Consider the following 24,374-nt stretch of genomic DNA (forward strand, 5'->3'; position numbering starts at 1 on the left):
AGCACAAATCGCAACTGTGCTATCATCCGCGCACTATTTTTAATGCAGTCTGGAGTGTCTGGAATGAAAGTTACTCTGCCCGCGTTCGGCCAAGCCTCAGTGCTGGTCGTTGGCGATGTGATGTTGGATCGTTACTGGTATGGCCCTACCAGCCGTATCTCGCCTGAAGCACCGGTTCCGGTGGTGAAAGTGGACACCGTTGAGGAGCGTCCTGGCGGCGCAGCAAACGTGGCGATGAACATTGCAGCACTCGGTGCCGCCTCACGGCTGATTGGCCTGACCGGTGAAGATGATGCGGCGCGCGTGTTGAGTAACACGCTGAAAGACGTCAATGTACATTGCGATTTCGTGGCGGTGAAAAGCCATCCGACCATCACCAAACTGCGCGTGCTGTCACGTAACCAGCAGCTGATCCGCCTCGACTTTGAAGAGGGTTTTGATCAGGTCGATCCCGAACCGATCCACCAAAAAATGCGTGCTTCGCTGGCGGCTGCGGGCGCACTGGTGCTGTCTGACTACGCCAAAGGCGCGCTCTGCAGCGTGCAGACCATGATCGCCCTGGCGCGCGAAGCAAACGTCCCGGTGCTGATCGATCCGAAAGGCACCGACTTTGCCCGCTACCGTGGCGCAACGTTGCTGACACCTAATCTGTCTGAATTCGAAGCGGTGGTCGGTAAGTGTAAAAACGAAGAGGAGATCGTGGCGCGCGGTATGCAGCTGATCGCTGATTTCGATCTCTCCGCGCTGCTGGTGACCCGTTCAGAAAATGGCATGACGCTGCTACAACCCGGCAAAGCGCCGTTGCATCTGCCGACTCAGGCCCAGGAAGTTTATGACGTGACGGGTGCGGGCGACACGGTTATCGGCGTGCTGGCTGCGGCGTTAGCGGCTGGTGACTCGCTGGAAGAGGCCTGTTTCCTCGCCAATGCCGCCGCTGGCGTAGTGGTGGGTAAACTCGGGACCTCCACCGTCAGCACCGTTGAGCTGGAAAATGCGATTCATGCCCGTCCGGAGCAGGGCTTCGGCATCATGACCGAAGCGGAGCTGAAAGCGGCAGTCGAAATGGCGCGTCGGCGTGGCGAAAAAGTGGTGATGACCAACGGTGTTTTCGACATCCTGCATGCCGGTCACGTCTCTTATCTGGCCAATGCGCGTAAGCTGGGCGATCGCCTGATCGTGGCGGTGAATAGCGATGCGTCAACCAAACGGCTGAAAGGCGCGAGCCGCCCGGTTAACCCGCAGGAAAACCGCATGATCGTACTCGGTGCACTGGAAGCGGTAGATTGGGTGGTGGTATTTGAAGAGGATACGCCGCAGCGGCTGATCGCCAGTATCCTGCCGGATCTGCTGGTGAAAGGCGGTGATTACAAACCGGAAGATATCGCCGGCAGTAAAGAGGTGTGGGCCAACGGCGGAGACGTGCAGGTGCTGAATTTTGAAGATGGCATCTCAACCACCAATATCATTAAAACCATTCGCGGCGACAGCTAACACCCGTAGTCAGCGGGAGACCTGCTCCCGCTAAACCGGTGATTAGTTGTTGCTGTCAGTATCAGGTTTGACCACATCTGGAGTAGTGATCACTGACGGTGCGGGTGACGCGGCAGGAGAGGTCGCTGCGCCCGCCGCTGCGGTGTTTGCCGTAGCAACGGGTGCGCTGGTGGCTGGTGCTGTCGGCGTTGCGCCGCTCTGGCTTTCCAGCTGTGCCAGACGCTGTTCCAGCGCCGCCAGTTTTTCCCGCGTACGCAGCAACACCTGCGTCTGCACATCAAACTCTTCACGGTTGACCAGATCCATACGCGTCAGCTGCGCCTGAAGAACCTGACGAATTTTCTTTTCGACATCATCACCAAACTCACGTACCCCTTTCGGCATCGCTTCGTGAACCTGACGTGCAAGTTGTTCAATTTTTTTCGTGTCGATCATGATGATTTCCTGGTTTCGGGGAGCTGTGTCAGCATTTTACTAACCTGATAACGGTTAAGTGTAATGCCAGAAATGAAAAGGATAAACCTCAAATCGGCAACGCAGGAAATGCAAAAGCAATTGCACTATTGATGATTGCCGCTCCAGATAATCGGCGCTATAGTAAAAACGCTTATTCTCAGGGCGGGGCGCAATTCCCCACCGGCGGTAAATCAGCTTAGGCTGAAAGCCCGCGAGCGCTTCATGATGATGAAAATTCGCCATGAAGGTCAGCAGATCCGGTGTAATTCCGGGGCCGACGGTTACAGTCCGGATGGGAGAGGGTAACGACATCTGTCGGACAATTGTGTCTGCTTCACGTTATTGCCACGTCTTTTTGACGTCACTCCTAAGCACGCCCTGATTCTGGTAACCCATACATTTAAAGGTTTTTATTACCATGAATCAGACGCTACTTTCTGAATTTGGCACGCCTGAACAGCGTGTAGAACGTGCTATCGCCGCCCTTCGTGAGGGACGCGGTGTGATGGTGCTCGACGATGAAAATCGTGAAAACGAAGGCGATATGATCTTCGCCGCGGAAACCATGACCGTTGAACAAATGGCGCTGACCATTCGCCACGGCAGCGGCATCGTCTGCCTTTGCCTGACCGAAGAGCGTCGCCAGCAGTTAGATCTGCCGATGATGGTGGAGAACAACACCAGCTCCTACGGCACCGGTTTTACCGTGACGATTGAAGCGGCCGAAGGTGTGACCACCGGGGTTTCTGCCCAGGATCGTATCACCACCATTCGTGCCGCGATTGCCGATAACGCTAAACCCAGCGATCTCAATCGCCCTGGTCATGTCTTCCCGCTGCGCGCGCGCGAAGGCGGTGTGCTGACCCGTGGCGGTCACACCGAAGCAACCATCGACCTGGTTACTCTGGCGGGCTTCAAGCCGGCAGGCGTACTGTGCGAACTGACCAACGATGACGGCACCATGGCGCATGCGCCGGAAGCCATTACGTTTGCCAGACAACACAATATGCCAGTGGTAACGATTGAGGATTTAGTGGCCTGGCGTCGTAGCCACGAAACGCGTCACGCCAGTTAATCAGCGTGATGACGCGGTAAAACAGGCCAGCTCGGCCTGTTTTACCGGCGCTTGATCCGCACGTCCGCTTTTGTGGCGGCAATCTGAGCCGTCAGCCAGCCTTCGTCTGCTGTTATCCCCGATCGGTCATCTCCTTTATCATCAATCTTATTCAGATTTTCTGAGCATCATCATCAGGCTTATCCGCGTGATATAGCGGGTAAAGCGCGTATCGTAGTGGCTATCAAACATTCAATTCTGAGAACCCGTTATGAGCCAGTCACGTATGCCAGCGCTGTTTTTGGGCCATGGCAGCCCGATGAACGCCCTGGAAGAGAACCGCTATACCACCGCGTGGCGTCACGCGGGCGATACCCTGCCGCGACCCCGCGCCATTATTGCGGTCTCGGCCCACTGGTATACGCGTGGCACCGCAGTAACGGCGATGGCACATCCTCGCACCCTGCATGATTTTGGCGGTTTTCCGCAGGCGTTGTTTGATACCCGCTACCCGGCGCCGGGATCGCCCGAACTGGCTGAACAACTTGTCAGTCTGTTAGCGCCAATTCCGGTACAGCTGGATCACAGCTGGGGATTCGATCATGGCTCGTGGGGGGTGCTGATCAAGATGTACCCGCAGGCGGATATTCCGGTGGTGCAGTTAAGTATCGACAGTACCCAATCGCCGGCCTGGCATTTTGAACTGGGCCAGAAGCTGGCGGCGCTGCGTGACGAGGGCGTGATGATTGTTGCCAGTGGTAACGTGGTGCATAACCTGAGAAAGGTGCGCTGGGACGGTGGCGATGAGGTCTATCCGTGGGCCAGCAGTTTTGAGCAGTTTGTGCGTGACAACCTGACGGCAGAGAGCGACGCGGCTTCGCATCCGCTGGTCAACTTTATGCAGCATCCTGGTGCTTCGCTCTCAAACCCGACGCCAGAACACTATCTGCCACTGTTATATGTGCTGGGCGCACGCCAGAAAGGGGAAGCGATCAGCATTCCGGTGGATGGAATGGAGATGGGCGCGATCAGTATGTTGTCGGTGCAGGTCGGCTGAATGCAAACAGACCCAGGGCGGGTCTGTTTGTCAGGGTATTACTCGATGAAGGCGTGCGGATAGAAGCGGGAAAGATCCTGAGTGATCAGATCGCGATCTTCACGCAGGCCGATCCCGGCCGGCTGATCGTCAATCAGCCAGCTACCGATCAGCGTGTAGCTGTCGCCAAATTTCGGCAGCGGATGGAACTGCTGGACGATCATACCTTCTTCGCCATATGGACCGTCGACGCGGGCAATCTCCTGACCGTTTTCAACAATGCGGATATTGGCACCTTCGCGAGAGAACAGCGGCTTCACCACATATTTGTCCATCGGCGGCACCTCATCTTCGGCAAAGAAGGCGGGCAGCAGGTTAGGGTGATTCGGGAACATCTGCCACAGCATTGGCAGCAGCGCTTTGTTCGACAGAATGCTCTTCCAGGCCGGCTCCAGCCAGCGTACGCCGGCGTCGCCCAGCTTGGTGGAGAACATCTCGCGTAGCATGAATTCCCACGGATAGAGCTTAAACAGGTTGCTGATGACCTGGTCGTGGACGTCGGTAAACTCACCTTTTTCACCCAGACCAATTTCATCTATGTAGAGAAATTCGCTCGGCAGGCCCGCTTCGGTGGCGCAATCCTGCAGATACTGCACCGTGCCGCGATCTTCGTCAGTGTCGCGGCAGCAGGCGAAATGCAGCCAGTTAAAACCGTGCTGCTGATGCAACGCGGCAAAGCGTGCGATCAGCTTTTCCTGCAGGCTGTTGAACTGGTCACTGCCTGTCGGCAACTGCCCGGCGCTGAGCTGGTCTTCCAGCCACAGCCACTGGAAAAATGCCGCTTCATACAGTGAGGTCGGCGTATCGGCGTTGTTCTCAAGTAATTTGGCGTCGCCTTTGCCATCCCAGGCGAGATCAAGACGGGAATAGAGCGAAGGCTGACGCTGATGCCAGGAATCACGCACAAAATCCCAGGTATGTTTGGGGATGCGGAATTTGGTCAGCAACGCTTCATCGTTAACGACTTTGTCGACCACCTGCAGGCACATCTGATGCAGCTCAGCGGTGACGTCCTCAAGCTGTTCAATTTGTGCCAGCGTAAACTGGTAGTAAGCATCTTCACACCAGTACGGCTCGCCGTGCATGGTATGAAAACGAAAACCGAACTCGGTGGCTTTTTCCCGCCAGCCTGGGCGTTCTGAAATGGCAATGCGTTGCATCGGGGCGTTAGCCTCCCATTGTCCGGCTGGAGGTGCCGGTAGCGCTGCTGCGCTGCATGCTGTTCTGTTTGGCTACCGTCTCGCCAAAGCCACCACGGGTGATGGTCGAGGTGGTGGCAGGCTTCGGTGCCAGCGCCGTCTTCGGCACATTCATGGTTTTGCCTGAGGTGGCAGCACCATAGTTACGACCGGACGCATCAACAAACTGACCGTTTGCCGGGCTGTTAGGGGTTTTGGGTGAAAACAGCGGTTGCTGAGCGAAGCCTGCGCCGCCGCCCATCATCCGGCCCATCATGTAACCGGCCATCAGTGGCATCCAGAAGCTGCCGCCGCTCTGTTGCGCTTCCGCATTGTTGGTGCTGCCGACGCCAGCCTGAGCCGGAGCCTGCTGACACTGATTCTCGCCGAATTCGGCGACGCAATCTTCACGGGTCGCATATTTAGGCGCGGTGCGTTCTGCCTCTTTTTTGGCTTCATTGAAGGCGGTGGTGCACTGCGCGCTCTGGCCTGGATTGGCTTTCGAACAGTCATCCGCATTCTGATACATCGAGACGGATTCATCGTTTTGTTCACAACCTGCCAGCATAAATACCGCCGAAACGGCGATCGCGACGGGCGTTAAATGGCGTGCCTGCCAGCTCTTTCGAAAAGCGGCATAGCGAATAGATTTTGTGCGTTTCATTATGATTATCCTGTGCCCAAAGGTAGCGCATAGAATAGGGGATGAGGGGTCAAAATTGAAGCTGAGGGCCTGATACTGTAGGGATCTTTACTTAGCTATACGTTCGATAGAGAGACGGGCCGCAAAGCGACCCGTCATCGTCATCAGTTACCGAAAGGATTGCTGCTGCTGTTACGAGCTGCAGGGCGTGCTGCGGCGGCAGAGCCGTTGGCAGACGGGCCATTATCCACGCGCGCGGTCTGCTGCGCGTTTTCCGGTGCCACCGTTTCTGGTGACGTTGGGATCTCTTTACCCAGCTGGCTGTTCAGCGCCTGCAGGTTCTGCTCGTTGAGCGTTCCCAGTGCATAGCTGATGTTGAGCTGGTTGATCAGGTAGCTGTAACGCGCATCAGAAAGCTGCTGCTTAGCGTTATACAGCGCGGTGGTCGCATCCAGCACATCGACGATGGTACGCGTACCGACCTGATAACCGGCTTCAGACGCATCCAGTGAGCTTTGCGCTGAGACCACAGCCTGTTTGTAGGCGTTGATGGTGCTGATCGATGCATTCACGTTGTTAAACGATGAGCGCACGGTCTGCACCGCTGAGCGGTGCGCACTTTCCAGCTGCTCGCTGGCACTGACAAAATTATACTGCGCCTGTTTCACCTGCGAGGTCACGCTGCCGCCGCTGTAGAGTGGCAGAGAGAAGCTCAGGCCAACCTGGTTAGAACCGGTAATCGAATCGGTCGTACCGGCGCTCTGGTTAGCGCGGCTGCCGCCATATTTGCTGTTGGACATGCCGGTTGAGGCAGTCAGATCCAGCGTTGGCATGTGGCCGGTTTCTGCTGAACGAATCTGCTCACGTGCCAGATCCTGATTCAGACGGGCAGACAGCAACGTCAGGTTACGACTTTCAGCCTGCTTGAGCAGCGCGCTGACCGCATCTGGCTTATCGGTTTTGAAGCGGTCGATATTGAGCGACGCCAGAGCCTGATAATCCATGCCGGTAATCTGGCGCAGTGATTCAACCGCGTTATCCAGATTGTTGCGCGCGGTGACTTCGTTAGCTAATACGCTGTCATACTGCGCACGGGCGTTCTGCACGTCAGTGATCGCCACCAGGCCGACGTTAAAACGTTGGGTGGTTTGATCGAGTTCGCGATAGATCGACTGCTTCTGCGCTTCGGTGTAAGAAAGGGTATCAATCGCTTTCAGTACGTTGAAGTAAGCGGTCGCGGTGTTCAGAATCAAATCCTGCTGCGCAACCTGATAGGTAACGTCCTGGATGCCGGCGGCTTTTTCCTGCAGGGTCAGGGCGCGCCATTTCGACATGTCGAAAATTGTCTGGGTTAATTGCAGCGTGCCGCTGGTCGTGTTGGAATGAAGACCGCTGCTGTCACGGTAGCCGTTGTTATAGGTGTAATCCGCACCCAGACCGAGCTGCGGTAATAATGGGCTACGCGCTTCGTTGATTTTCTCAAAGGCAGAATCGCGATCGGCAGCGGCGCTGCGCAGATCCGGGTTGCTCAGACGTGCTTGTTGATAAACCTGAAGCAGGTCTTCGGCCTGGCTGGCGAAGCTGAAACCGCCCAGGCTCAGCCCAATAAAAAATGGGAGCAGTTTTTTCATTTGCATTCCTTTTGTTGCAGCAAATTGCAGTGATAGCGCTGCCGGGTAAGCCAAAAAATTATCGCCGATTCTAGCAGAGGGCAACTGTGAGATAAGTTGGCTGAACGTGCCTTCTTCCCCTAATTTACGTAAATAATTCAGAAAGAACCACTCAGACGGAGCACTGTGCCAGGCTTTTTTCGCTCCACCCCAATCTGCATAAGGAACCAGATGATGTCGGAAGAAAAAAAATCCCCTGTGACTTTTACAAAAAACGATGTAGAAATTATTGCACGCGAAACCGTCTACGATGGTTTTTTTTCAGTGGTACGCTATCGCTTCCGTCACCGCCGTTTTAATGGCGAAATGAGCGCCGAAGTGCAGCGCGAAGTTTTTGAGCGCGGACATGCCGCCGTGCTGCTACCTTATGATCCCTTACGCGACGAAGTGGTGCTGATCGAACAGATCCGCATTCCGGCCTATGACAGCAGTGCATCGCCCTGGCTGCTGGAGATGGTGGCCGGCATTATCGATCCCGGTGAAACCGTTGAACAGGTGGTGCGTCGCGAAGCGGTCGAAGAAGCAGGATTACAGGTCGGACGGATTAAGCCAATGCTTAATTACCTGGCCAGCCCCGGAGGCACCAGTGAACGTTTATCGGTGCTGATTGGGGAAGTGGATGCCAGCCAGGCAACAGGATGCCATGGTCTGGAGGAAGAGAATGAGGATATTCTTGTCCATGTGGTGAGTCGCGAACAGGCTTATCGCTGGGTGGAAGAGGGGATTATTGACAATGCGGCGTCTGTCATCGCCTTGCAATGGCTGGCGTTGCACCATGAGAAACTACGAGAAGAGTGGATACCACAATGAAACAGCGCTATACCCCTGACTTTCCCGAAATGATGCGGCTGTGCGAAACCAATTTCGCCCAGTTACGCCGCCTGCTGCCACGTGATGATGACGCGGGCGCATCGGTGATCTATCAGGTGAGTGGCGCCCGTTATCAGTTGACGATTCAGGAGTCGACACGCTACACCACGCTGGTGGAGATCCGCCAGGTGGCGCCTGCCGTGAGCTACTGGAGCCTGCCTTCGATGTCGGTGCGGCTCTACCACGATGCGATGGTCGCCGAAGTGTGTTCAACTCAACAGATCTATCGTTTCAAAGCGCGCTATGATTATCCTAATAAAAAACTGCATCAGCGTGATGAAAAACATCAGATAAACCAGTTCCTCGCTGACTGGTTGCGCTACTGCCTGGCGCACGGCGCGATGGCAGTTCCGGTCTGCTGATGCGTATAATGCGTTAAATGGCGTGGAGACGAAGGAAACGCTTTGGATAGCCTGCTAACTCTTCCTGCAGCGAACGGTTCCGCAATCAGGATTCTGCAAATCACGGACACCCACCTGTTCGCAGGAAAACATGAATCGCTACTTGGGGTGAATACCTGGTCGAGCTATGAGGCGGTCCTGGATGCGATAATTGCACAGCATCGGGACTATGACCTGATCATCGCCACGGGCGATCTGGCCCAGGACCACTCTGTTGAAGCCTATCAGCATTTTGCTGAGGGCATTTCACGTTTGCCCAGGCCCTGCGTCTGGCTGCCCGGCAACCACGATTTCCAGCCCGCAATGGTCGATACCTTAGCTGACGCCCACATCAATCCGCACAAACAGGTGCTGATCGGCGAGCAGTGGCAGATTGTCCTGCTCGACAGCCAGGTGTTCGGCGTGCCGCACGGTATGCTGAGTGACTATCAGCTGGAGTGGCTGGAAAACGCGCTGGCCCGCTATCCGCAACGGCACACTCTGGTGTTGCTGCATCACCATCCACTGGCGTCCGGCTGCACCTGGCTTGACCAGCACAGCCTGCGTAATTCGCATCAGCTGGATGCAGTGTTGCAACAGTTTCCGCTGGCGAAGACCCTGGTCTGTGGCCATATCCATCAGGAGCTGGATGTCGAGTGGCACGGCCGCCGGGTCCTGGCGACGCCCTCCACCTGCGTACAGTTCAAACCGCACTGCACCAGCTTCGCGATTGATACCGTGGCACCGGGCTGGCGCTGGTTTACTCTGCACCCGGACGGCCAGCTTGAAACCGAGGTTAACCGTCTTGATACCGACATCTTCCGCCCCGATTTAGACTCTGAAGGATACTGACCGATGGCGGCGCTGCTTTATCTGCACGGTTTCAACAGCTCACCCCAGTCGGCCAAGGCGACGCAGTTCCGTCAGTGGCTACAGGTAACGCATCCGGCGATCGAGATGATCGTGCCGCAGCTGCCGACCTTTCCGGCGGATGCCGCCGCGATGCTGGAAGAGTTAGTGCTGAGCCGCAGCGGCGAAACTCTGGGTCTGGTTGGCTCTTCTCTCGGCGGGTATTACGCCACCTGGCTATCGCAATGTTTTATGCTGCCGGCCGTGGTGGTCAATCCTGCGGTACGGCCTTTTGAGTTGCTGGCGGATTACCTCGGCGACAATCAGAATCCCTACACCGGCCAGCAATATGTGTTAGAGTCACGCCACATTTACGATCTGAAAGTAATGCAGATTGAACCGCTGGAAGCGCCCGATTTACTCTGGCTGCTGCAACAAACCGGCGATGAAGTTCTCGATTACCGTCAGGCGCTCGACTATTACAGCGCGTGCCGCCATACGGTTGAAGAGGGCGGAAACCATACATTTACTGGATTCGAGCGCCATTTCCCGCAGATTCTGGACTTTCTCGGTCTGAATCATCCCTGAGTAATGCGGAAATCGCACCCCATTTCACCCTTCTAATCAGACATTTACGATGAGTCAATCAAACTATAACGCGGATGCCATTGAGGTCCTGACTGGCCTTGAGCCTGTTCGCCGTCGCCCGGGAATGTACACCGACACGACGCGGCCCAACCATTTGGGTCAGGAAGTGATTGATAACAGCGTCGATGAGGCGCTGGGCGGCCACGCGAAGCGGGTTGAAGTGATTCTGCACGCCGATCAATCACTGGAAGTTATTGATGATGGTCGCGGCATGCCGGTGGATATTCACCCGGAAGAGGGCGTGCCCGCGGTGGAGCTGATCCTCTGTCGCCTGCACGCCGGCGGCAAGTTCTCCAATAAAAACTATCAGTTCTCGGGCGGCCTGCACGGCGTCGGCATTTCGGTGGTGAACGCCCTGTCAAAACGGGTGGAAGTCACGGTACGCCGTAATGGCGAAGTGTATGACATCGCCTTTGAAAATGGCGAAAAAGTGCAGGAACTGACGGTCACCGGCACGGTGGCGAAGCGCAACACCGGTACCCGCGTACACTTCTGGCCTGATGAAAGTTTCTTCGACAGCCCGCGCTTCTCGGTATCGCGTCTGTCGCACCTGCTGAAAGCCAAAGCGGTGCTCTGTCCGGGCGTCGAAATCGTCTTTAAAGACAAGCTGAATAACACCGAGCAGCGCTGGTGCTACGAAGATGGCCTGACTGACTACCTGTGCGAAGCGGTTAACGGGCTGCCAACGCTGCCGGAAAAACCGTTCGTCGGCAGTTTTGCCGGTGACGTTGAAGCGGTCGACTGGGCGCTGTTATGGCTGCCGGAAGGCGGCGAACTGCTCACCGAAAGCTACGTTAACCTGATCCCGACCATGCAGGGCGGTACCCACGTTAACGGTCTGCGTCAGGGCCTGCTGGATGCGATGCGTGAATTCTGTGAATACCGCAACATCCTGCCGCGCGGCGTAAAACTCTCCGCGGAAGATATCTGGGATCGCTGTGCCTACGTGCTGTCAGTGAAGATGCAGGATCCGCAGTTTGCCGGACAAACCAAAGAGCGCCTCTCTTCACGTCAGTGCGCGGCCTTTGTGTCGGGCGTGGTAAAAGATGCCTTCAGCCTGTGGCTCAACCAGAACGTACAGGCGGCTGAGCAACTGGCCGAACTGGCAATCTCCAGCGCCCAGCGTCGCCTGCGTGCGGCGAAGAAAGTGGTGCGTAAAAAGCTCACCAGCGGCCCGGCGTTGCCTGGCAAACTGGCGGACTGTACCGCGCAGGATCTGAATAAGACCGAACTGTTCCTGGTCGAAGGGGATTCAGCCGGTGGATCGGCTAAGCAGGCGCGCGATCGTGAATATCAGGCGATCATGCCGTTGAAAGGCAAGATCCTTAACACCTGGGAAGTCTCTTCGGATGAGGTGCTGGCCTCGCAGGAAGTGCACGATATTTCCGTGGCGATCGGTATCGATCCCGACAGCGAAGATCTTTCGCAGCTGCGCTACGGCAAAGTCTGCATTCTGGCGGATGCGGACTCCGATGGTCTGCATATCGCGACCTTACTCTGCGCGCTGTTTGTGAAGCATTTCCGTTCGCTGGTTAAAGGCGGCCACGTCTATGTGGCGATGCCACCGCTCTACCGCATCGATCTGGGCAAAGAGGTTTACTACGCGCTGGATGAAGATGAGAAAGAGGGCGTGCTGGAGCAGCTGAAGCGTAAAAAGGGCAAACCTAACGTTCAGCGCTTTAAAGGGCTGGGTGAGATGAACCCGCTGCAGCTGCGCGAAACCACCCTTGATCCTAATACCCGTCGGCTGGTGCAGCTGACCATCAGTGATGAAGACGTGGACCAGACGTTACGCATGATGGACATGCTGCTGGCGAAAAAACGTTCCGAAGACCGGCGAAACTGGTTGCAGGAAAAAGGCGACATGGCCGACATCGAAGTATAAAAAACAGGACGCGCCAGCGTCCTGTTTTACAGGTTGCGCACGTCAAAAATGACCGCCGGGCCATAAGTCGCCCGGGCTGGTCCACACAGCAGAGACAGCAGCGATTGTGAAAATTACACTGGAAGAGTTACGCGCCTGGGTTGCCGTGGTGGATAGCGGATCGATTACCGCCGCGGCCGACCAGCTGGCGCAGACCAGTTCAGGCATCAGTCGCGCCTTAAGCCGGCTGGAGAGCAAACTGCAGACTACCCTGCTGCATCGCACCACCCGCCGGCTGGCACTGACAGAGGAAGGGCAGGTGTTTCTGGAGCATGCGCGTCAGATTCTGGCGTCGGTAGAGCAGGCGGAAGAGCAGATTGCCCAGCGACGTGAAATGCCTTCAGGGCGATTACGGATCAATGCCGCCACCCCGTTTATGCTGCACGTGATTGTGCCGCTGGTGGATGCGTTCCGCGCGCAATATCCGCTGATTCAGCTGGAACTCAATACCGACGATATCCTGATCGATCTGCTGGAGCAGCAAACCGACGTCGCCATTCGCATTGGTGAACTGCGCGATTCTACGCTGCGGGCGCGGATGCTGGGCAGCAGTGCCATTCGTCTGATGGCCAGCCCGGCCTATCTGGCGAAAGCCGGCACGCCGCAAACCGTCGCCGATCTTGAACAGCATCAGATCATCGGTTTCAGCCATCTTGATAATCACAACGTCTGGCCGGTCTGGCAGCCCGACGGCGAGTTTATGCGGATCAAGCCGACGCTCTCCGCCTCCAGTGGTGAAACCATCCGGCAACTGGCGCTGGCCGGGCAGGGCATTGCGCGCCTCTCCGACTTTGTCAGCCGGGAAGATTGCGCCGCCGGACGGCTGGTGCCGGTATTGCCCGATGAAACCCGCGAACTGCGGCTGCCGGTTCACGCGGTCTACTATCGCAACACCACGCTCTCCTCACGTATTGGCTGCTTTCTCGATTTTCTTCGCACCGAGATCGACCGTCGCCAGCTGCTGTGAGCTTTGATGACATAATAAAAAACCCCTGCCACGGGGCAGAGGTTGGAGGATGCTGACAATATCTGGCTGGATTCGCTGTGGGAAAGTGCATGCGCAGGGAACAGGGTCAGATCGGAAAGGCGCAACAACCGCCATCTATGGAACGCTCGGCCCGCGCCGTCTCTGGCGCCGGACGCTTTCCTCTTCTGACCTTATTTCCTGCGCGTTGAGCTAATTTATCGCTGCGAGAGGCACCCTGCTTCAGGCTTATTACCAGACTCTGCCCCGGTTACAGAACAGAGGGCAGGGCTTCAGCAATCATCAGGCGCTGGGTTCCAGCACCAGAATTTTCACATCCAGCACATCATCTTTAATGATGGCGCGATGCGCATCCATGTGCGGCATCTGCTGATGCTGCTCCAGATGACGCAGCGTTTCCCACTGTTCCAGCATAAAAATGGAGTCCGGCGAGTTCTGTTTCCACGGCACCTGTGCCTGATGGTCCAGCAGCGCATCATACTGGTGGCATCCCTCTTCCTGCAGCACGGTCGGGATCAGCGCTTTTACGGCCTCAAGCACCGCCTGACGGCGGCCGGGTTTTACACAAATTTCAGCAACGACTGTTAACATTCGCGGATTCCTCTTTCGCGGGGGAGTGAAGCTTAACGGCAGCCTGGCTTAGCCAAAAACGCGCGTCAGGTGGGCACGATAGGCCGCAATGTCACGCGGCACGTCAGGCTGCTTGATCACGTCATTACAGATAAAGGTCGGCAGGGCTTCCATACCCAGGAACTGGTTGGCTTTATGGAAGTGCAGGTAAAGCCCATCCACGCCAACGCCTTCAAAGAACTGCTCCGGATCGGTAAAGGCCTGCAGCGGCGCGTTCCAGGTCAGTGACAGCATATATTTTTTGCCCTGCAGCAGACCGCCGGAACCATATTTTTTGGCGGCGTCAGAGCGGGTGCGACCATCACTGGCGTACAGCGAACCGTGACCTTCGGTAAAGACTTCATCAATGTAGCGCTTAACGGTCCAGGGTTCACCCATCCACCAGCCTGGCATCTGATAAATGACCACATCGCTGTCGACATATTTTTGTACTTCGTCAGCCACCACGTAGTCGCTGTCCGCCACGGTGACAGAGACTTCGTGGCCCATATCGCGCAGCTGGCTGGCGGCGACGTCGGTCAGGGTGTGGTTCAGTTCGCCTTTCGAGTGGGCAAACGTTTTGCCGCCGTCGATAATTAAGATCTTACTCATTCGAATATGTGCTCCGTTTTCTGTGTATGACGCTCAGCTTACGCGCGAAGCGGCGACAGAGAAATGGGAGGCTGATCACAACACTTTTGCTGTAGCGGCAACAATACGCCGATTTATGGCACCATTCAGTACGCAAACCAACCTGCCAAAGAAAACACAATAATGAAAAAAACCGTCATCCTTGCTCTGTTGCTGGCCACCGGTGCCGCTCAGGCACAGTCGCGTCTGGATAGTGTTCTCAGCAGTAAAGTGCTGAAAGTCTGTACCACCGGTGACTACAAGCCTTACAGCTTTCTGCGTCCCGACGGCCAGTATGAAGGGCTGGATATCAGCATGGCGAAGGCGCTGGCCGCCTCACTGGGCGCGAAAGTAGAATGGGTTGCCACCAGCTGGAAAACCCTGATGCCCGATTTTCTGGCGAAGCAGTGTGATATCGCGCTGGGTGGCGTATCCGTTACCCTGAAGCGGCAGCAGACCGCCTGGTTCGCTCAGCCGCTGGGCGTAGACGGCAAAATCCCGCTGGTGCGCTGTGCCGATAAAGACCGCTATCAGACGCTGGAGCAGCTCAATCGCCCGCAGGTCCGTCTGGTGGAGCCGGCGGGCGGCACCAACGAAGCCTTCGTTCACAGCCATCTGCCGCAGGCCTCGCTAACCCTGTTCCACGATAACGTCACCATCTTCCAGCAACTGGTCGATAACCACGCCGATGTGATGATTACCGATGCCTCTGAGGCGCGCTATCAGCAGCAGCGCTTCCCGACGCTGTGTGCGATCAATGCCGATCGGCCGCTACAATATGGTGAAAAGGCCTACATGATCCCGCGCGATGACATCAGCTGGAAACTCTATGTCGATCAGTGGTTACACCTCAGCACCGCCACCGGTGAGTACCGTGAGATCGCCCGGCAGTGGATAGGTGCACAGCCGTAATGCAATCCGCCTGATCTTCGCGCTGCTGACGGCGTAATCAGCGCCAGCTGACCGCCCGTCACCGCGCGCTTCCCCTGTGACTAACACCGGCGAATAAGGTACTATCCTCGCCAAACCACCGCCGGGTGTCCCGCCGTTGTGGGCCACGATGTGAGGATGAGAAATTAATGAGTGAACTGACGCAGGATGGTGCAGAGCGTCTTGCCCTGCACACATTTACTGAGAATGCGTACTTAAACTATTCGATGTACGTCATCATGGACCGCGCGTTGCCCTACATTGGTGACGGGTTAAAGCCGGTACAGCGACGCATTATCTACGCAATGTCCGAACTGGGCCTCACCGCCAGCGCCAAATTTAAAAAATCGGCGCGTACCGTGGGTGACGTGCTGGGTAAATACCATCCGCACGGCGACAGCGCCTGCTATGAAGCGATGGTATTAATGGCGCAGCCGTTCTCTTATCGCTATCCGCTGGTGGATGGACAGGGTAACTGGGGTGCACCGGACGATCCTAAGTCCTTTGCCGCGATGCGTTACACCGAATCACGCCTGTCAAAATATGCTGAACTGCTGCTGGGTGAGTTGGGTCAGGGAACGGTCGATTACCAGCCGAACTTTGATGGCACCCTGCAGGAGCCGAAGATGCTGCCGGCGCGGTTGCCGAACATTCTGCTGAACGGCACCACCGGTATCGCGGTCGGTATGGCGACCGATATTCCACCGCATAACCTGCGTGAAGTGGCGCAGGCGGCGATCACCCTGATCGACCATCCTAAAACCACGCTGGATGCGCTGCTGGATATCGTGCAGGGCCCGGATTATCCGACCGAGGCGGAGATCATTACGCCACGCGACGAGATCCGCAAAATCTATCAGAACGGGCGTGGCTCTATTCGCCAGCGCGCGGTATGGAAGAAGGAAGAGGGCGAAGTGGTGATCACCGCGCTGCCGCATCAGGTGTCAGGTGCGCGGGTTCTGGAACAGATCGCCAACCAGATGCGCAACAAAAAGTTGCCGATGGTCGAGGATCTGCGTGACGAATCGGATCATGAGAATCCGACCCGTCTGGTGATCGTGCCACGCTCTAACCGGGTCGATCTGGATCAGGTGATGAACCACCTGTTTGCCACCACCGATCTGGAAAAAAGCTACCGGGTTAACCTCAACATGATTGGCCTGGACAACCGTCCGGCGGTTAAAAACCTGCACGAAATCCTGTCGGAATGGCTGGTGTTCCGCCGTGATACGGTAAAACGTCGCCTTAATCACCGGCTCGACCGCGTGCTGCGTCGTCTGCATATCCTCGACGGTTTGCTGGTGGCCTTCCTCAATATTGATGAAGTGATCCACATCATCCGTACCGAAGATGAGCCGAAGCCGGTACTGATGTCACGTTTTGAGCTGAGTGAAACCCAGGCCGAATCGATCCTCGAACTGAAGTTACGCCACCTGGCGAAGCTGGAAGAGGTGAAGATCCGCGCTGAGCAGGCCGAGCTGGAGAAAGAACGCGATCAGCTGCAGGCAACGCTGGCTTCTGAACGCAAGATGAACACCCTGCTGAAGAAAGAGTTACAGGCCGACAGCGCCAGCTATGGCGACGAGCGTCGTTCTCCGCTGCGCGAACGTGAAGAAGCGAAAGCGCTGAGCGAAACCGAGCTGATTCCGTCTGAGCCGGTGACCATTGTGCTGTCGCAGATGGGCTGGGTACGCAGCGCCAAAGGGCATGATATCGATCCTGCCGGGCTGAGCTATAAAGCGGGCGACAGTTATCTGGCGGCCGCACGCGGTAAGAGCAACCAGCCGGTGGCCTTTATCGACTCCACCGGCCGCAGCTACACGCTGGATCCGACCTCCCTGCCGTCGGCACGCGGACAGGGCGAGCCGCTGACCGGTAAGCTGACGCCGCCGCCGGGTGCGGTGGTTGAGCAGGTGCTGATGGAGCCGGATGAACAGCGATTACTGATGGCCTCTGATGCGGGCTATGGCTTTATCTGCACCTTTGCCGATCTGGTCTCCCGTAACCGCGCCGGTAAAGCGCTGCTGACGCTGCCGGAAAACGCCCATGTGATGACACCGATGGCGGTGCATCATGAAGATGACATGCTGCTGGCGATTACGCAGGCGGGACGGATGCTGATGTTCCCGGTAGGCGAACTGCCGCAAATGTCGAAGGGCAAAGGCAACAAGATTATCTCGATCCCCGCCGCTGAAGCTGCCGCCGGTCAGGATAAGCTGGCGTGGCTGATGATTCTGCCGCCAGGCAGCGCCATCACCCTGCATGTTGGCAAGCGTAAGATGCTGCTGCGCAGTGAAGAGCTGCAGAAATTCCGCGCCGACCGTGGACGCCGTGGCACACTGCTGCCGCGCGGCCTGCAAAAAATTGATCGTGTTGAACTGGATGCCCCTGCGCGTCCGGCCAGCCCGGACAGCGACGCGTAAACTACCCGGCTGACGCTGTGTCAGCCGTGGCTCAATGAGGGAACTATGTTACTGATACTGCGTACCATTATCGTGGTAATTTATTCGATATTAGTCTCTGTGTTTGGCTGTATCTGGTGTCTTTTTTCACCGCGCAATCCGCGCCACGTCGCCACTTTTGGTCGTCTGTTCGGTAAATTGTCGACGGTATTAGGGCTTAAAGTAGAACTGCGCCGTCCGGAAGGCGCTGACAACTACGGCAATGCGATCTATATCGCTAACCACCAGAACAACTATGACATGGTGACCGCCGCCAAAATCGTGCAGCCAACCACGGTGACGGTCGGCAAAAAGAGCCTGTTGTGGGTACCGTTTTTTGGTCTGCTCTACTGGCTGACCGGTAATCTGCTGATCGACCGGGATAACCGGGCTAAAGCGCACGGCACGATTGGCCAGCTGGTCGATCAGTTTAACCGTAAGCGCATCTCGTTCTGGATGTTTCCGGAAGGCACCCGCAGTCGCGGCCGCGGTTTACTGCCGTTTAAAACCGGTGCGTTCCATGCTGCGGTTGCGGCTGGCGTTCCGATCATCCCGATTGTGGTGTCCAATACCCACGGTAAGATCAAACTGAACCGCTGGAACAATGGGCTGGTCATCGTTGAGATGCTGCCACCGGTTGACGTTAAACAATTCGAGTCCTCCTCGGTGCGTAAGCTGGCAACCCATTGCCGTGAAATGATGGCGGCGAAGCTGGAAGAGCTCAACGCCGAAGTCGAAGAACGCGAAAAAAACGGTAAAATCTGACCGGCGATCGCTTCGCCGAATTCGCCTGCAGGGATGCCGTCCGGCGAGCGGTGATTAACCGCTCGCCGTGAACGCAGCACAGCACATAACAGCAATAAAAACAGGGTTGGCGCGTCAGCGCCACGCGTAAAAGGTCAGAAGTTTTATGTCTTTCAGCAGACGTCAGTTTATCCAGCTTTCTGCTGGAGTGGCGCTTAGCGCCGGTGTTATGCCTCATACGGCCCGTGCCGCGTCCGCCGCCAATGGTGATACGCCACTTCCGATTCCGCCCTTGCTGGAATCCCGTCGCGGTCAGCCGCTGTTTTTGACCATGCAGCGCAGCCACTGGTCATTCAATGGCGACAACAACAAAGTGCCGGTGTGGGGCATCAATGGCCTCTATCTCGGCCCGACGGTGCGCGTCTACAGCGGCGACGATGTGAAGCTGATCTACAGCAATCGCCTCAATGAGCCGGTTTCAATGACCGTCAGCGGCCTGCAGTTACCGGGCGCGCTGATGGGCGGCGCACCGCGCATGATGTCAGCCGGCGTCGACTGGGCGCCGGTCCTGCCTATTCGTCAGGCCGCCTCGACCTGCTGGTATCACGCCAATACGCCAAACCGCATGGCGCCGCATATCTACAACGGGCTGGCGGGCATGTGGCTGATTGAAGATGAGGTCAGCAAGCAGTTGCCGCTGCCAAAACATTACGGCGTCGATGACTTCCCGATCATCATTCAGGACAAGCGGCTCGATAACTTCGCCACCCCGGTTTACGATCCACCGCAGGATGGCGGCTTTCTCGGTGATACGCTGCTGGTCAATGGCGTGCGTAACCCGTTTGTTGAGGTCTCGCGTGGCTGGGTGCGTCTGCGTCTGCTGAACGCCTCGAATGCGCGACGTTATGAGATGGTGCTGAGCGATAACCGGCCGTTTATGGTGATAGCCAGCGATCAGGGCTATCTGCCTGCGCCGGTTGCGGTGCAGCGTCTGTCACTGGCGCCGGGCGAACGACGCGAAGTGCTGATCGATATGTCGCAGGGCGATGAAGTGTCGATTACTGCGGGTACCGCGGCGGGCATTATGGATCGGCTGCGCGGCTTCTTTGAGCCATCCTCCATCCTGACCTCCACCCTGATCCTGACCTTACGACCCACCGGCCTGCTGCCGCTGGTCACCGATAATCTGCCGATGCGGCTGCTGGCCGATCAGATTCTGGATGGGGTGGCGGTACGCACACGTGAATTCCGCATCGGCGACAGTATGCCGGGCATCAACGGGGCGATCTGGGATATGAACCGTATTGATACCACCGCGCAGCAGGGCACCTTTGAGCGCTGGATCGTGCATGCCGATCGGCCCCAGGCGCTGCATATTCAGGGCGTGATGTTCCTGATTAAGAGCGTCAATGGCGCGCAGCCGATGGGCGAGGATCGTGGCTGGAAAGATACGGTGTGGGTCGACGGTGATGTGGAACTGATGGTCAGCTTCCCGCAGAGTTCGTCAGACCATTTCCCGTTTGTCTATTACAGCCAGACGCTGGAACTGGCCGACCGCGGAACTGCCGGTCAACTGGTGGTGCAGCCGACGCAGTAAGCCGTACGGCGTAACGAAAAAGGGCAACGTGACGTTGCCCTTTTTTTTAGTGCGACAACAGCAATGAACCGCGTCACGCCGCGCCTTAAACGGTATTACCGCTTAGCCGTTAAAGGTTTCCGGATCCGGCCCCAGACGGTTGCCGCTATCCAGCTTAGTGATGTCGCTGACTTCATGCTTATCCAGCCGGAAATCAAACACCTTAAAGTTCTCTTCGATACGCGCCGGCGTCACTGACTTCGGAATCACCACCAGGCCGCTATCCAGATGCCAGCGAATGACGATCTGCGCCGGGGTTTTGCCATATTTCTTGGCCAGCGATTTAATCACCTCCTGATCAAACACGCCTTTACCGCCCTGTGCCAGCGGGCTCCAGGATTCGGTCTGAATCTGGTGCATCGCATTCCAGGCATGCAGCGTGCGCTGCTGCAGCATCGGATGCAGCTCAATCTGGTTAACCACCGGCGTCACGCCGGTTTCATCCAGCAGGCGCTTAAGGTGGGATTCATGGAAGTTACAGACGCCAATACTTTTGGTCAGCCCCTGCTGCTGCAGCTCAATCATCTTCTTCCAGGCGTCAACGTAGTGATCCTTTTCCGGGCATGGCCAGTGCATCAGATAGAGGTCAACCTGCTCCAGCTGCAGTTTCTGCAGGCTGGTTTCCATCGCCTGCTGAACGTTCTGCTGATCGTCATTCCACAGCTTGGTGGTGACGAAAATCTCGTCGCGCGGCACGTCGGTTTCCTGCAGCGCCTGACCAATCGCTTCCTCATTCTTATATGCGGCGGCGGTATCAATCGAGCGATAGCCGACCTGTAAGGCTTTCAGTACCGCCTGACGCGCTTCTTCAATACTGGCCTGCCACACGCCCAGTCCCAGTTGCGGCATCATGTTGCCATCGTGCAGTTTGATAATGGGTTGGTCTGCCATAGTTGCTCCTTTCCGTTGCAGTTAACCAGTGAGATTTCACTGTGCTTAAGTCTAGCCAACAATTCACACCCTGCCTGTCGGGCTGAACGAGGGCGACGGCATGGCCATGCCCGATCCGGCAAACTTCTTGCCTGATTCTCCAATTTGCTGGCGGTTCAGGCAGTGTCACGGCACACTGAATTTTTGTCCTGATAAGGAGTCTGGATGGCACATGATGCTCTGTGTCACCGCCTGGCGCAGCAGGTTGTGACCTTAATGACCCACGGCCGCGATCGCCTCTATCCGGTCAGTAATGTTTCGCTGATTTATGCCAATCAGTATCGTCCGCGCACGCCGATGATGTATCAGCCCGGCATTGTGATCCTGTTTCAGGGCAGCAAAACCGGCTATCTCGGCAGTACGGTATTCCAGTACGACGCCAGCAAGTACCTGATGCTCACGGTGCCGCTGCCGGTTGAGTGTGAAACCTGGGCCTCGCCGGAGGTGCCGATCGCCGGTTTGTGTCTGAATGTCGATACCGCCAGCCTGCAGGATCTGCTGATTGAGATTGGTGACGATGAACAGTTTCAGCCACAGCCGCTGACTTCCGGCATCCACTCGGCGTGGCTGACCGAACCGATGCTGTGTGCGGCGGAACGCCTGCTGGATGTGATGACGCAGCCGCGCGATGCCCGGGTACTGGGGCCGCATATTGTGCGTGAGATAATCTATTACGTGCTGACCGGCCCGATTGGTGGCGCGCTGCTGTCGCTGGTGAGTCGCCAGACCCAGTTCAGTCAGATTGCCCGTGCGCTGCGGCGTATTGAAAACCACTTCGCCGATAATCTCAGCGTCGACGCGCTGGCGGCGGAGGTGAACATGAGCGTCTCCGCGTTTCACCACAACTTTAAGGCAGTGACCCAGACTTCCCCGCTGCAATATCTCAAACGCTACCGCCTGCATCAGGCGCGGCTGCTGATGCTGCATGATGGATTGAAAGCGAGTGCGGCGGCGGTGCGGGTTGGCTATGAAAGCCCGTCGCAGTTTTCGCGCGAGTTTAAGCGCTATTTTGGCGTCACGCCGGGCGAGGAAGTGAGTCGGGTACGTCAGACGGTGGCGGACCCTTCCGCCTGACAGGCGGCGGGTCCTCACCAGAGAGGGATAACGTCAGGCCTGTTTCTGGCGACGTTTCTTCCAGATCACGATAATGCTGCCGAACAGGCCGAGAAACAGTAATACCATCGGCAGCACCATCAGAATCGCCATCACCTGATCTTCATGACGCTTGATGAACGGTACCTGGCTGATGCCATAGCCAAACGCCACCACGATGCCGACCCATAAGACGCCGCTCAGCCAGTTAAACAGCTGGAAGCGGCCATTCTGTAAGCCCGCAATGCCAGCCATGGTCGGCAGAATAGTGCGGATGAAGGCGAGAAAACGACCCACCAGCAGCGCCATCAGGCCATGGCGGTTAAACATATTCCAGGCGCGCTGATGGTATTGCGCGGGCAGGTGCATCAGCCAGCTTTTGACCAGCCGGGTATTGCCCAGCCAGCGCCCCTGCAGATAACTCAGCCAGCAGCCGAGACTGGCGGCGGTGGTAAGGATCACCATCGTCGGAATGAAATCCATCACCCCTTTGGCGACCATGGCACCCGCCAGCAGCAGCAGACTGTCGCCCGGCAGAAAAGAGGCCGGCAACAGTCCGTTTTCCAGAAACAGCGTCAGGAACATTACGCCGTACACCACCCACACTACATCCGGATTCGCCAGCGCGGCAAAATCCTGATGCCAGAGCGCGTGGACAATCTCGTGTAAAACACCCATTAGCTATTCCATCACGTCACAAGGAAAACCCGCCTGTCAGGCTGCCGCGACGGAAAAGTGCTGAACCTGCTTATTCTGCGGAAGCTCAGCGCTTCACCTTCGGCCTGCCGCCTGAACGGTCCGGGACAAATTTTAACAATAATCTTGCCGCCGCCTGGCAATCTCTGCTGGCGGCGGCCACCGCGTTTATCTTCTGTTTAGCTTACTCAGCGCGTCAGGCGCGCAAAACCCGCCTCAAGGTCGTTGAGCAGATCCTCAACATGTTCAAGGCCAATATGCAGTCGTACCAGCGTGCCCGTGAAATCGACCCCACCGGCCGGCCGAATCGCCGCCAGCTCCTCCGGCTGATTCGCCAGGATCAGCGATTCATAGCCGCCCCACGAGTAGGCCATGCTGAAATGATGGAAGTGATCGAGATATTCCGCTAGTTGCGCTGGGCTAAGTTTCTGTTTCAGGATAAAGGAGAACAGCCCGCTGCTGCCGTTGAAGTCGCGCTGCCAGAAGGCGTGGCCCTTACTTTGCGCCAGCGCCGGATGGTTAACCCGTTCGACTTCAGGACGCGCCGCCAGCCACTCCGCCACCTGAAGCGCGCTCTCTTCGTGCTGACGCAGTCGGGTGCCAAGCGTGCGCAAACCCCGGCTCGCCATATAGGCGGTATCCGCATCAACCATCTGGCCCATCAGATAGGAGTTCTCACGCAGCTGATCGATGCAGCGCGCATTGGCGACGGCGGTACCGATCATCGCGTCGCTGTGCCCAATCAGATATTTGGTGCCGGCCTGAATTGAGATATCGATTCCATGTGCCAGGGCATTAAACAGAATCCCGGCGGCCCAGGTGTTATCGATCATGATGATCGCGTCGGGTGCTTTGGCGCGAACCGCCGCAACGATGGCCGGAATATCCTGCACTTCCATAGTGATTGAGGCGGGCGACTCCAGAAACACCACCCGGGTGTTGGGCTGAACCAGCGCACCAATTTCGCTGCCAATGCAGTGATCGAACCAGCCGATCGAGACCTGCATCTTTTGCAGAATTTTATGGCAGAAGTCCTGCGTCGGCTCATAGACCGCGCCGCTCATCAATATGTGATCGCCAGCGCTGACAAACGCCAGAATCGCGTTAGCGACCGCAGCCGCGCCGCACGGGTAGAGCACACAGCCCGCGCCGCCTTCCAGCTCGGTCATGGCGTCCTGCAGGGCAAAGTGGGTCAGGGTACCACGGCGGCCATAAAACAGTTCGCCTTTTGCCCGACCGGCGGTGGCGCGTTTTTTGTCCGCAACCGTGTCAAAAACCAGCGAGGAGGCACGCTGAATCACGCTGTTTACCGAGCCCTGAGTATAACGCTTGCTGCGTCCTGCACTGACGAGTGTGGTATCAATTTTTTTGGTGGTCATGAGTCGCCTTTGCCGCTTCTGCCTAAGCCTTCACGTTATCACG

The 24,374-nt window shown here is 56.9% G+C and carries 23 protein-coding genes and 1 riboswitch; of the genes, 14 read left to right on the plus strand and 9 right to left on the minus strand.

Going from position 1 to position 24,374, the window contains the following annotated elements:
* The first annotated feature begins 63 nt into the window (after window positions 1-63).
* Window positions 64-1,491: a bifunctional D-glycero-beta-D-manno-heptose-7-phosphate kinase/D-glycero-beta-D-manno-heptose 1-phosphate adenylyltransferase HldE gene (gene hldE / locus AABB92_RS16950; RefSeq protein ID WP_031376500.1), complete on the plus strand. Its 1,428-nt coding sequence runs from the start codon at window positions 64-66 to the stop codon at window positions 1,489-1,491.
* 42 nt (window positions 1,492-1,533) lie between these two features.
* On the opposite strand, the gene ubiK is transcribed toward hldE, so the two are convergent.
* Window positions 1,534-1,926, minus strand: a complete 393-nt coding sequence (gene ubiK / locus AABB92_RS16955) for a ubiquinone biosynthesis accessory factor UbiK (protein WP_031376501.1) — start codon at window positions 1,924-1,926, stop codon at window positions 1,534-1,536.
* Between the two features lie 170 nt (window positions 1,927-2,096).
* Window positions 2,097-2,255: riboswitch (FMN riboswitch) on the plus strand.
* A 110-nt stretch (window positions 2,256-2,365) separates the two neighbouring features.
* Between ubiK and ribB the strand changes: the two genes are divergently transcribed.
* Together ribB and ygiD are read left to right on the plus strand one after the other, a co-directional pair.
* A complete protein-coding gene (gene ribB, locus AABB92_RS16960) occupies window positions 2,366-3,022 on the plus strand; it encodes a 3,4-dihydroxy-2-butanone-4-phosphate synthase (protein ID WP_046289251.1) in 657 nt (218 codons plus the stop codon).
* A gap of 250 nt (window positions 3,023-3,272) precedes the next feature.
* On the plus strand, window positions 3,273-4,058 hold the full coding sequence (gene ygiD / locus AABB92_RS16965) for a 4,5-DOPA-extradiol-dioxygenase (RefSeq protein WP_031376503.1): 786 nt from the start codon (window positions 3,273-3,275) through the stop codon (window positions 4,056-4,058).
* Between the two features lie 38 nt (window positions 4,059-4,096).
* Here the strand turns inward: ygiD and AABB92_RS16970 are convergent, their stop codons facing one another.
* The 3 genes from AABB92_RS16970 to tolC form a co-directional block, all read right to left on the minus strand.
* The gene (locus AABB92_RS16970) at window positions 4,097-5,257 is read right to left on the minus strand and encodes a glutathionylspermidine synthase family protein (protein WP_031376504.1); all 1,161 of its coding nucleotides are present in this window, start codon (window positions 5,255-5,257) and stop codon (window positions 4,097-4,099) included.
* A 7-nt stretch (window positions 5,258-5,264) separates the two neighbouring features.
* Window positions 5,265-5,939 carry a DUF1190 family protein gene (locus AABB92_RS16975; protein WP_031376505.1) on the minus strand — a complete coding sequence of 225 codons (675 nt, stop codon included), beginning with the start codon at window positions 5,937-5,939 and terminating at the stop codon, window positions 5,265-5,267.
* 143 nt (window positions 5,940-6,082) lie between these two features.
* Window positions 6,083-7,549, minus strand: a complete 1,467-nt coding sequence (tolC, locus tag AABB92_RS16980) for an outer membrane channel protein TolC (RefSeq protein WP_031376506.1) — start codon at window positions 7,547-7,549, stop codon at window positions 6,083-6,085.
* 213 nt (window positions 7,550-7,762) lie between these two features.
* On the opposite strand from tolC, the gene nudF reads away from it, so the two are divergent.
* The 6 genes from nudF (at window position 7,763) to AABB92_RS17010 (ending at window position 13,226) form a co-directional block, all read left to right on the plus strand.
* Window positions 7,763-8,398, plus strand: coding sequence for an ADP-ribose diphosphatase (nudF, locus tag AABB92_RS16985; protein WP_031376507.1), 636 nt, complete (start codon window positions 7,763-7,765; stop codon window positions 8,396-8,398).
* On the plus strand, window positions 8,395-8,820 hold the full coding sequence (locus AABB92_RS16990) for a DUF1249 family protein (RefSeq protein WP_031376508.1): 426 nt from the start codon (window positions 8,395-8,397) through the stop codon (window positions 8,818-8,820). The genes nudF and AABB92_RS16990 overlap by 4 nt, the downstream gene beginning before the upstream one ends.
* Window positions 8,821-8,862: 42 nt before the next feature.
* A complete protein-coding gene (gene cpdA / locus AABB92_RS16995) occupies window positions 8,863-9,690 on the plus strand; it encodes a 3',5'-cyclic-AMP phosphodiesterase (RefSeq protein WP_031376509.1) in 828 nt (275 codons plus the stop codon).
* A gap of 3 nt (window positions 9,691-9,693) precedes the next feature.
* Window positions 9,694-10,275, plus strand: a complete 582-nt coding sequence (gene yqiA, locus AABB92_RS17000) for an esterase YqiA (protein WP_031376510.1) — start codon at window positions 9,694-9,696, stop codon at window positions 10,273-10,275.
* Between the two features lie 49 nt (window positions 10,276-10,324).
* Entirely contained in the window at window positions 10,325-12,220 is a 1,896-nt protein-coding gene (gene parE, locus AABB92_RS17005) for a DNA topoisomerase IV subunit B (protein ID WP_031376511.1), read from the plus strand.
* A gap of 106 nt (window positions 12,221-12,326) precedes the next feature.
* Window positions 12,327-13,226, plus strand: coding sequence for a LysR substrate-binding domain-containing protein (locus tag AABB92_RS17010; RefSeq protein ID WP_031376512.1), 900 nt, complete (start codon window positions 12,327-12,329; stop codon window positions 13,224-13,226).
* A 300-nt stretch (window positions 13,227-13,526) separates the two neighbouring features.
* On the opposite strand, the gene AABB92_RS17015 is transcribed toward AABB92_RS17010, so the two are convergent.
* The gene (locus AABB92_RS17015) at window positions 13,527-13,835 is read right to left on the minus strand and encodes a putative quinol monooxygenase (RefSeq protein ID WP_031376513.1); all 309 of its coding nucleotides are present in this window, start codon (window positions 13,833-13,835) and stop codon (window positions 13,527-13,529) included.
* A 48-nt stretch (window positions 13,836-13,883) separates the two neighbouring features.
* Entirely contained in the window at window positions 13,884-14,465 is a 582-nt protein-coding gene (locus tag AABB92_RS17020; RefSeq protein ID WP_031376514.1) for an NAD(P)H-dependent oxidoreductase, read from the minus strand.
* A gap of 162 nt (window positions 14,466-14,627) precedes the next feature.
* Here AABB92_RS17020 and AABB92_RS17025 point away from each other — a divergent pair, with 162 nt between their 5' ends.
* The 4 genes from AABB92_RS17025 to ftsP all read left to right on the plus strand — a co-directional run bounded on the left by AABB92_RS17025 (window position 14,628) and on the right by ftsP (window position 20,195).
* On the plus strand, window positions 14,628-15,395 hold the full coding sequence (locus AABB92_RS17025; protein WP_031376515.1) for a transporter substrate-binding domain-containing protein: 768 nt from the start codon (window positions 14,628-14,630) through the stop codon (window positions 15,393-15,395).
* 167 nt (window positions 15,396-15,562) lie between these two features.
* Window positions 15,563-17,836: a DNA topoisomerase IV subunit A gene (gene parC / locus AABB92_RS17030; RefSeq protein ID WP_031376516.1), complete on the plus strand. Its 2,274-nt coding sequence runs from the start codon at window positions 15,563-15,565 to the stop codon at window positions 17,834-17,836.
* 45 nt (window positions 17,837-17,881) lie between these two features.
* Window positions 17,882-18,619 (plus strand): 1-acylglycerol-3-phosphate O-acyltransferase, encoded by a 738-nt coding sequence (locus AABB92_RS17035; RefSeq protein ID WP_031376517.1) that lies wholly within the window; start codon window positions 17,882-17,884, stop codon window positions 18,617-18,619.
* Window positions 18,620-18,764: 145 nt separating this feature from the next.
* Entirely contained in the window at window positions 18,765-20,195 is a 1,431-nt protein-coding gene (ftsP, locus tag AABB92_RS17040) for a cell division protein FtsP (RefSeq protein WP_031376518.1), read from the plus strand.
* A gap of 102 nt (window positions 20,196-20,297) precedes the next feature.
* Here the strand turns inward: ftsP and dkgA are convergent, their stop codons facing one another.
* The gene (gene dkgA / locus AABB92_RS17045) at window positions 20,298-21,125 is read right to left on the minus strand and encodes a 2,5-didehydrogluconate reductase DkgA (RefSeq protein WP_031376519.1); all 828 of its coding nucleotides are present in this window, start codon (window positions 21,123-21,125) and stop codon (window positions 20,298-20,300) included.
* Between the two features lie 204 nt (window positions 21,126-21,329).
* Here dkgA and AABB92_RS17050 point away from each other — a divergent pair, with 204 nt between their 5' ends.
* Complete coding sequence (locus AABB92_RS17050) at window positions 21,330-22,238, plus strand: AraC family transcriptional regulator (protein WP_031376520.1); 909 nt, start codon at window positions 21,330-21,332, stop codon at window positions 22,236-22,238.
* A gap of 33 nt (window positions 22,239-22,271) precedes the next feature.
* Here AABB92_RS17050 and AABB92_RS17055 read toward each other — a convergent pair whose 3' ends face one another.
* Together AABB92_RS17055 and metC are read right to left on the minus strand one after the other, a co-directional pair.
* On the minus strand, window positions 22,272-22,934 hold the full coding sequence (locus AABB92_RS17055; protein ID WP_031376521.1) for a DedA family protein: 663 nt from the start codon (window positions 22,932-22,934) through the stop codon (window positions 22,272-22,274).
* 206 nt (window positions 22,935-23,140) lie between these two features.
* Window positions 23,141-24,331 carry a cystathionine beta-lyase gene (gene metC / locus AABB92_RS17060; RefSeq protein ID WP_046289250.1) on the minus strand — a complete coding sequence of 397 codons (1,191 nt, stop codon included), beginning with the start codon at window positions 24,329-24,331 and terminating at the stop codon, window positions 23,141-23,143.
* Window positions 24,332-24,374 lie beyond the last annotated feature (43 nt).

The organism is Pantoea brenneri (assembly GCF_038594305.1).
Lineage (GTDB): Bacteria > Pseudomonadota > Gammaproteobacteria > Enterobacterales > Enterobacteriaceae > Pantoea > Pantoea brenneri.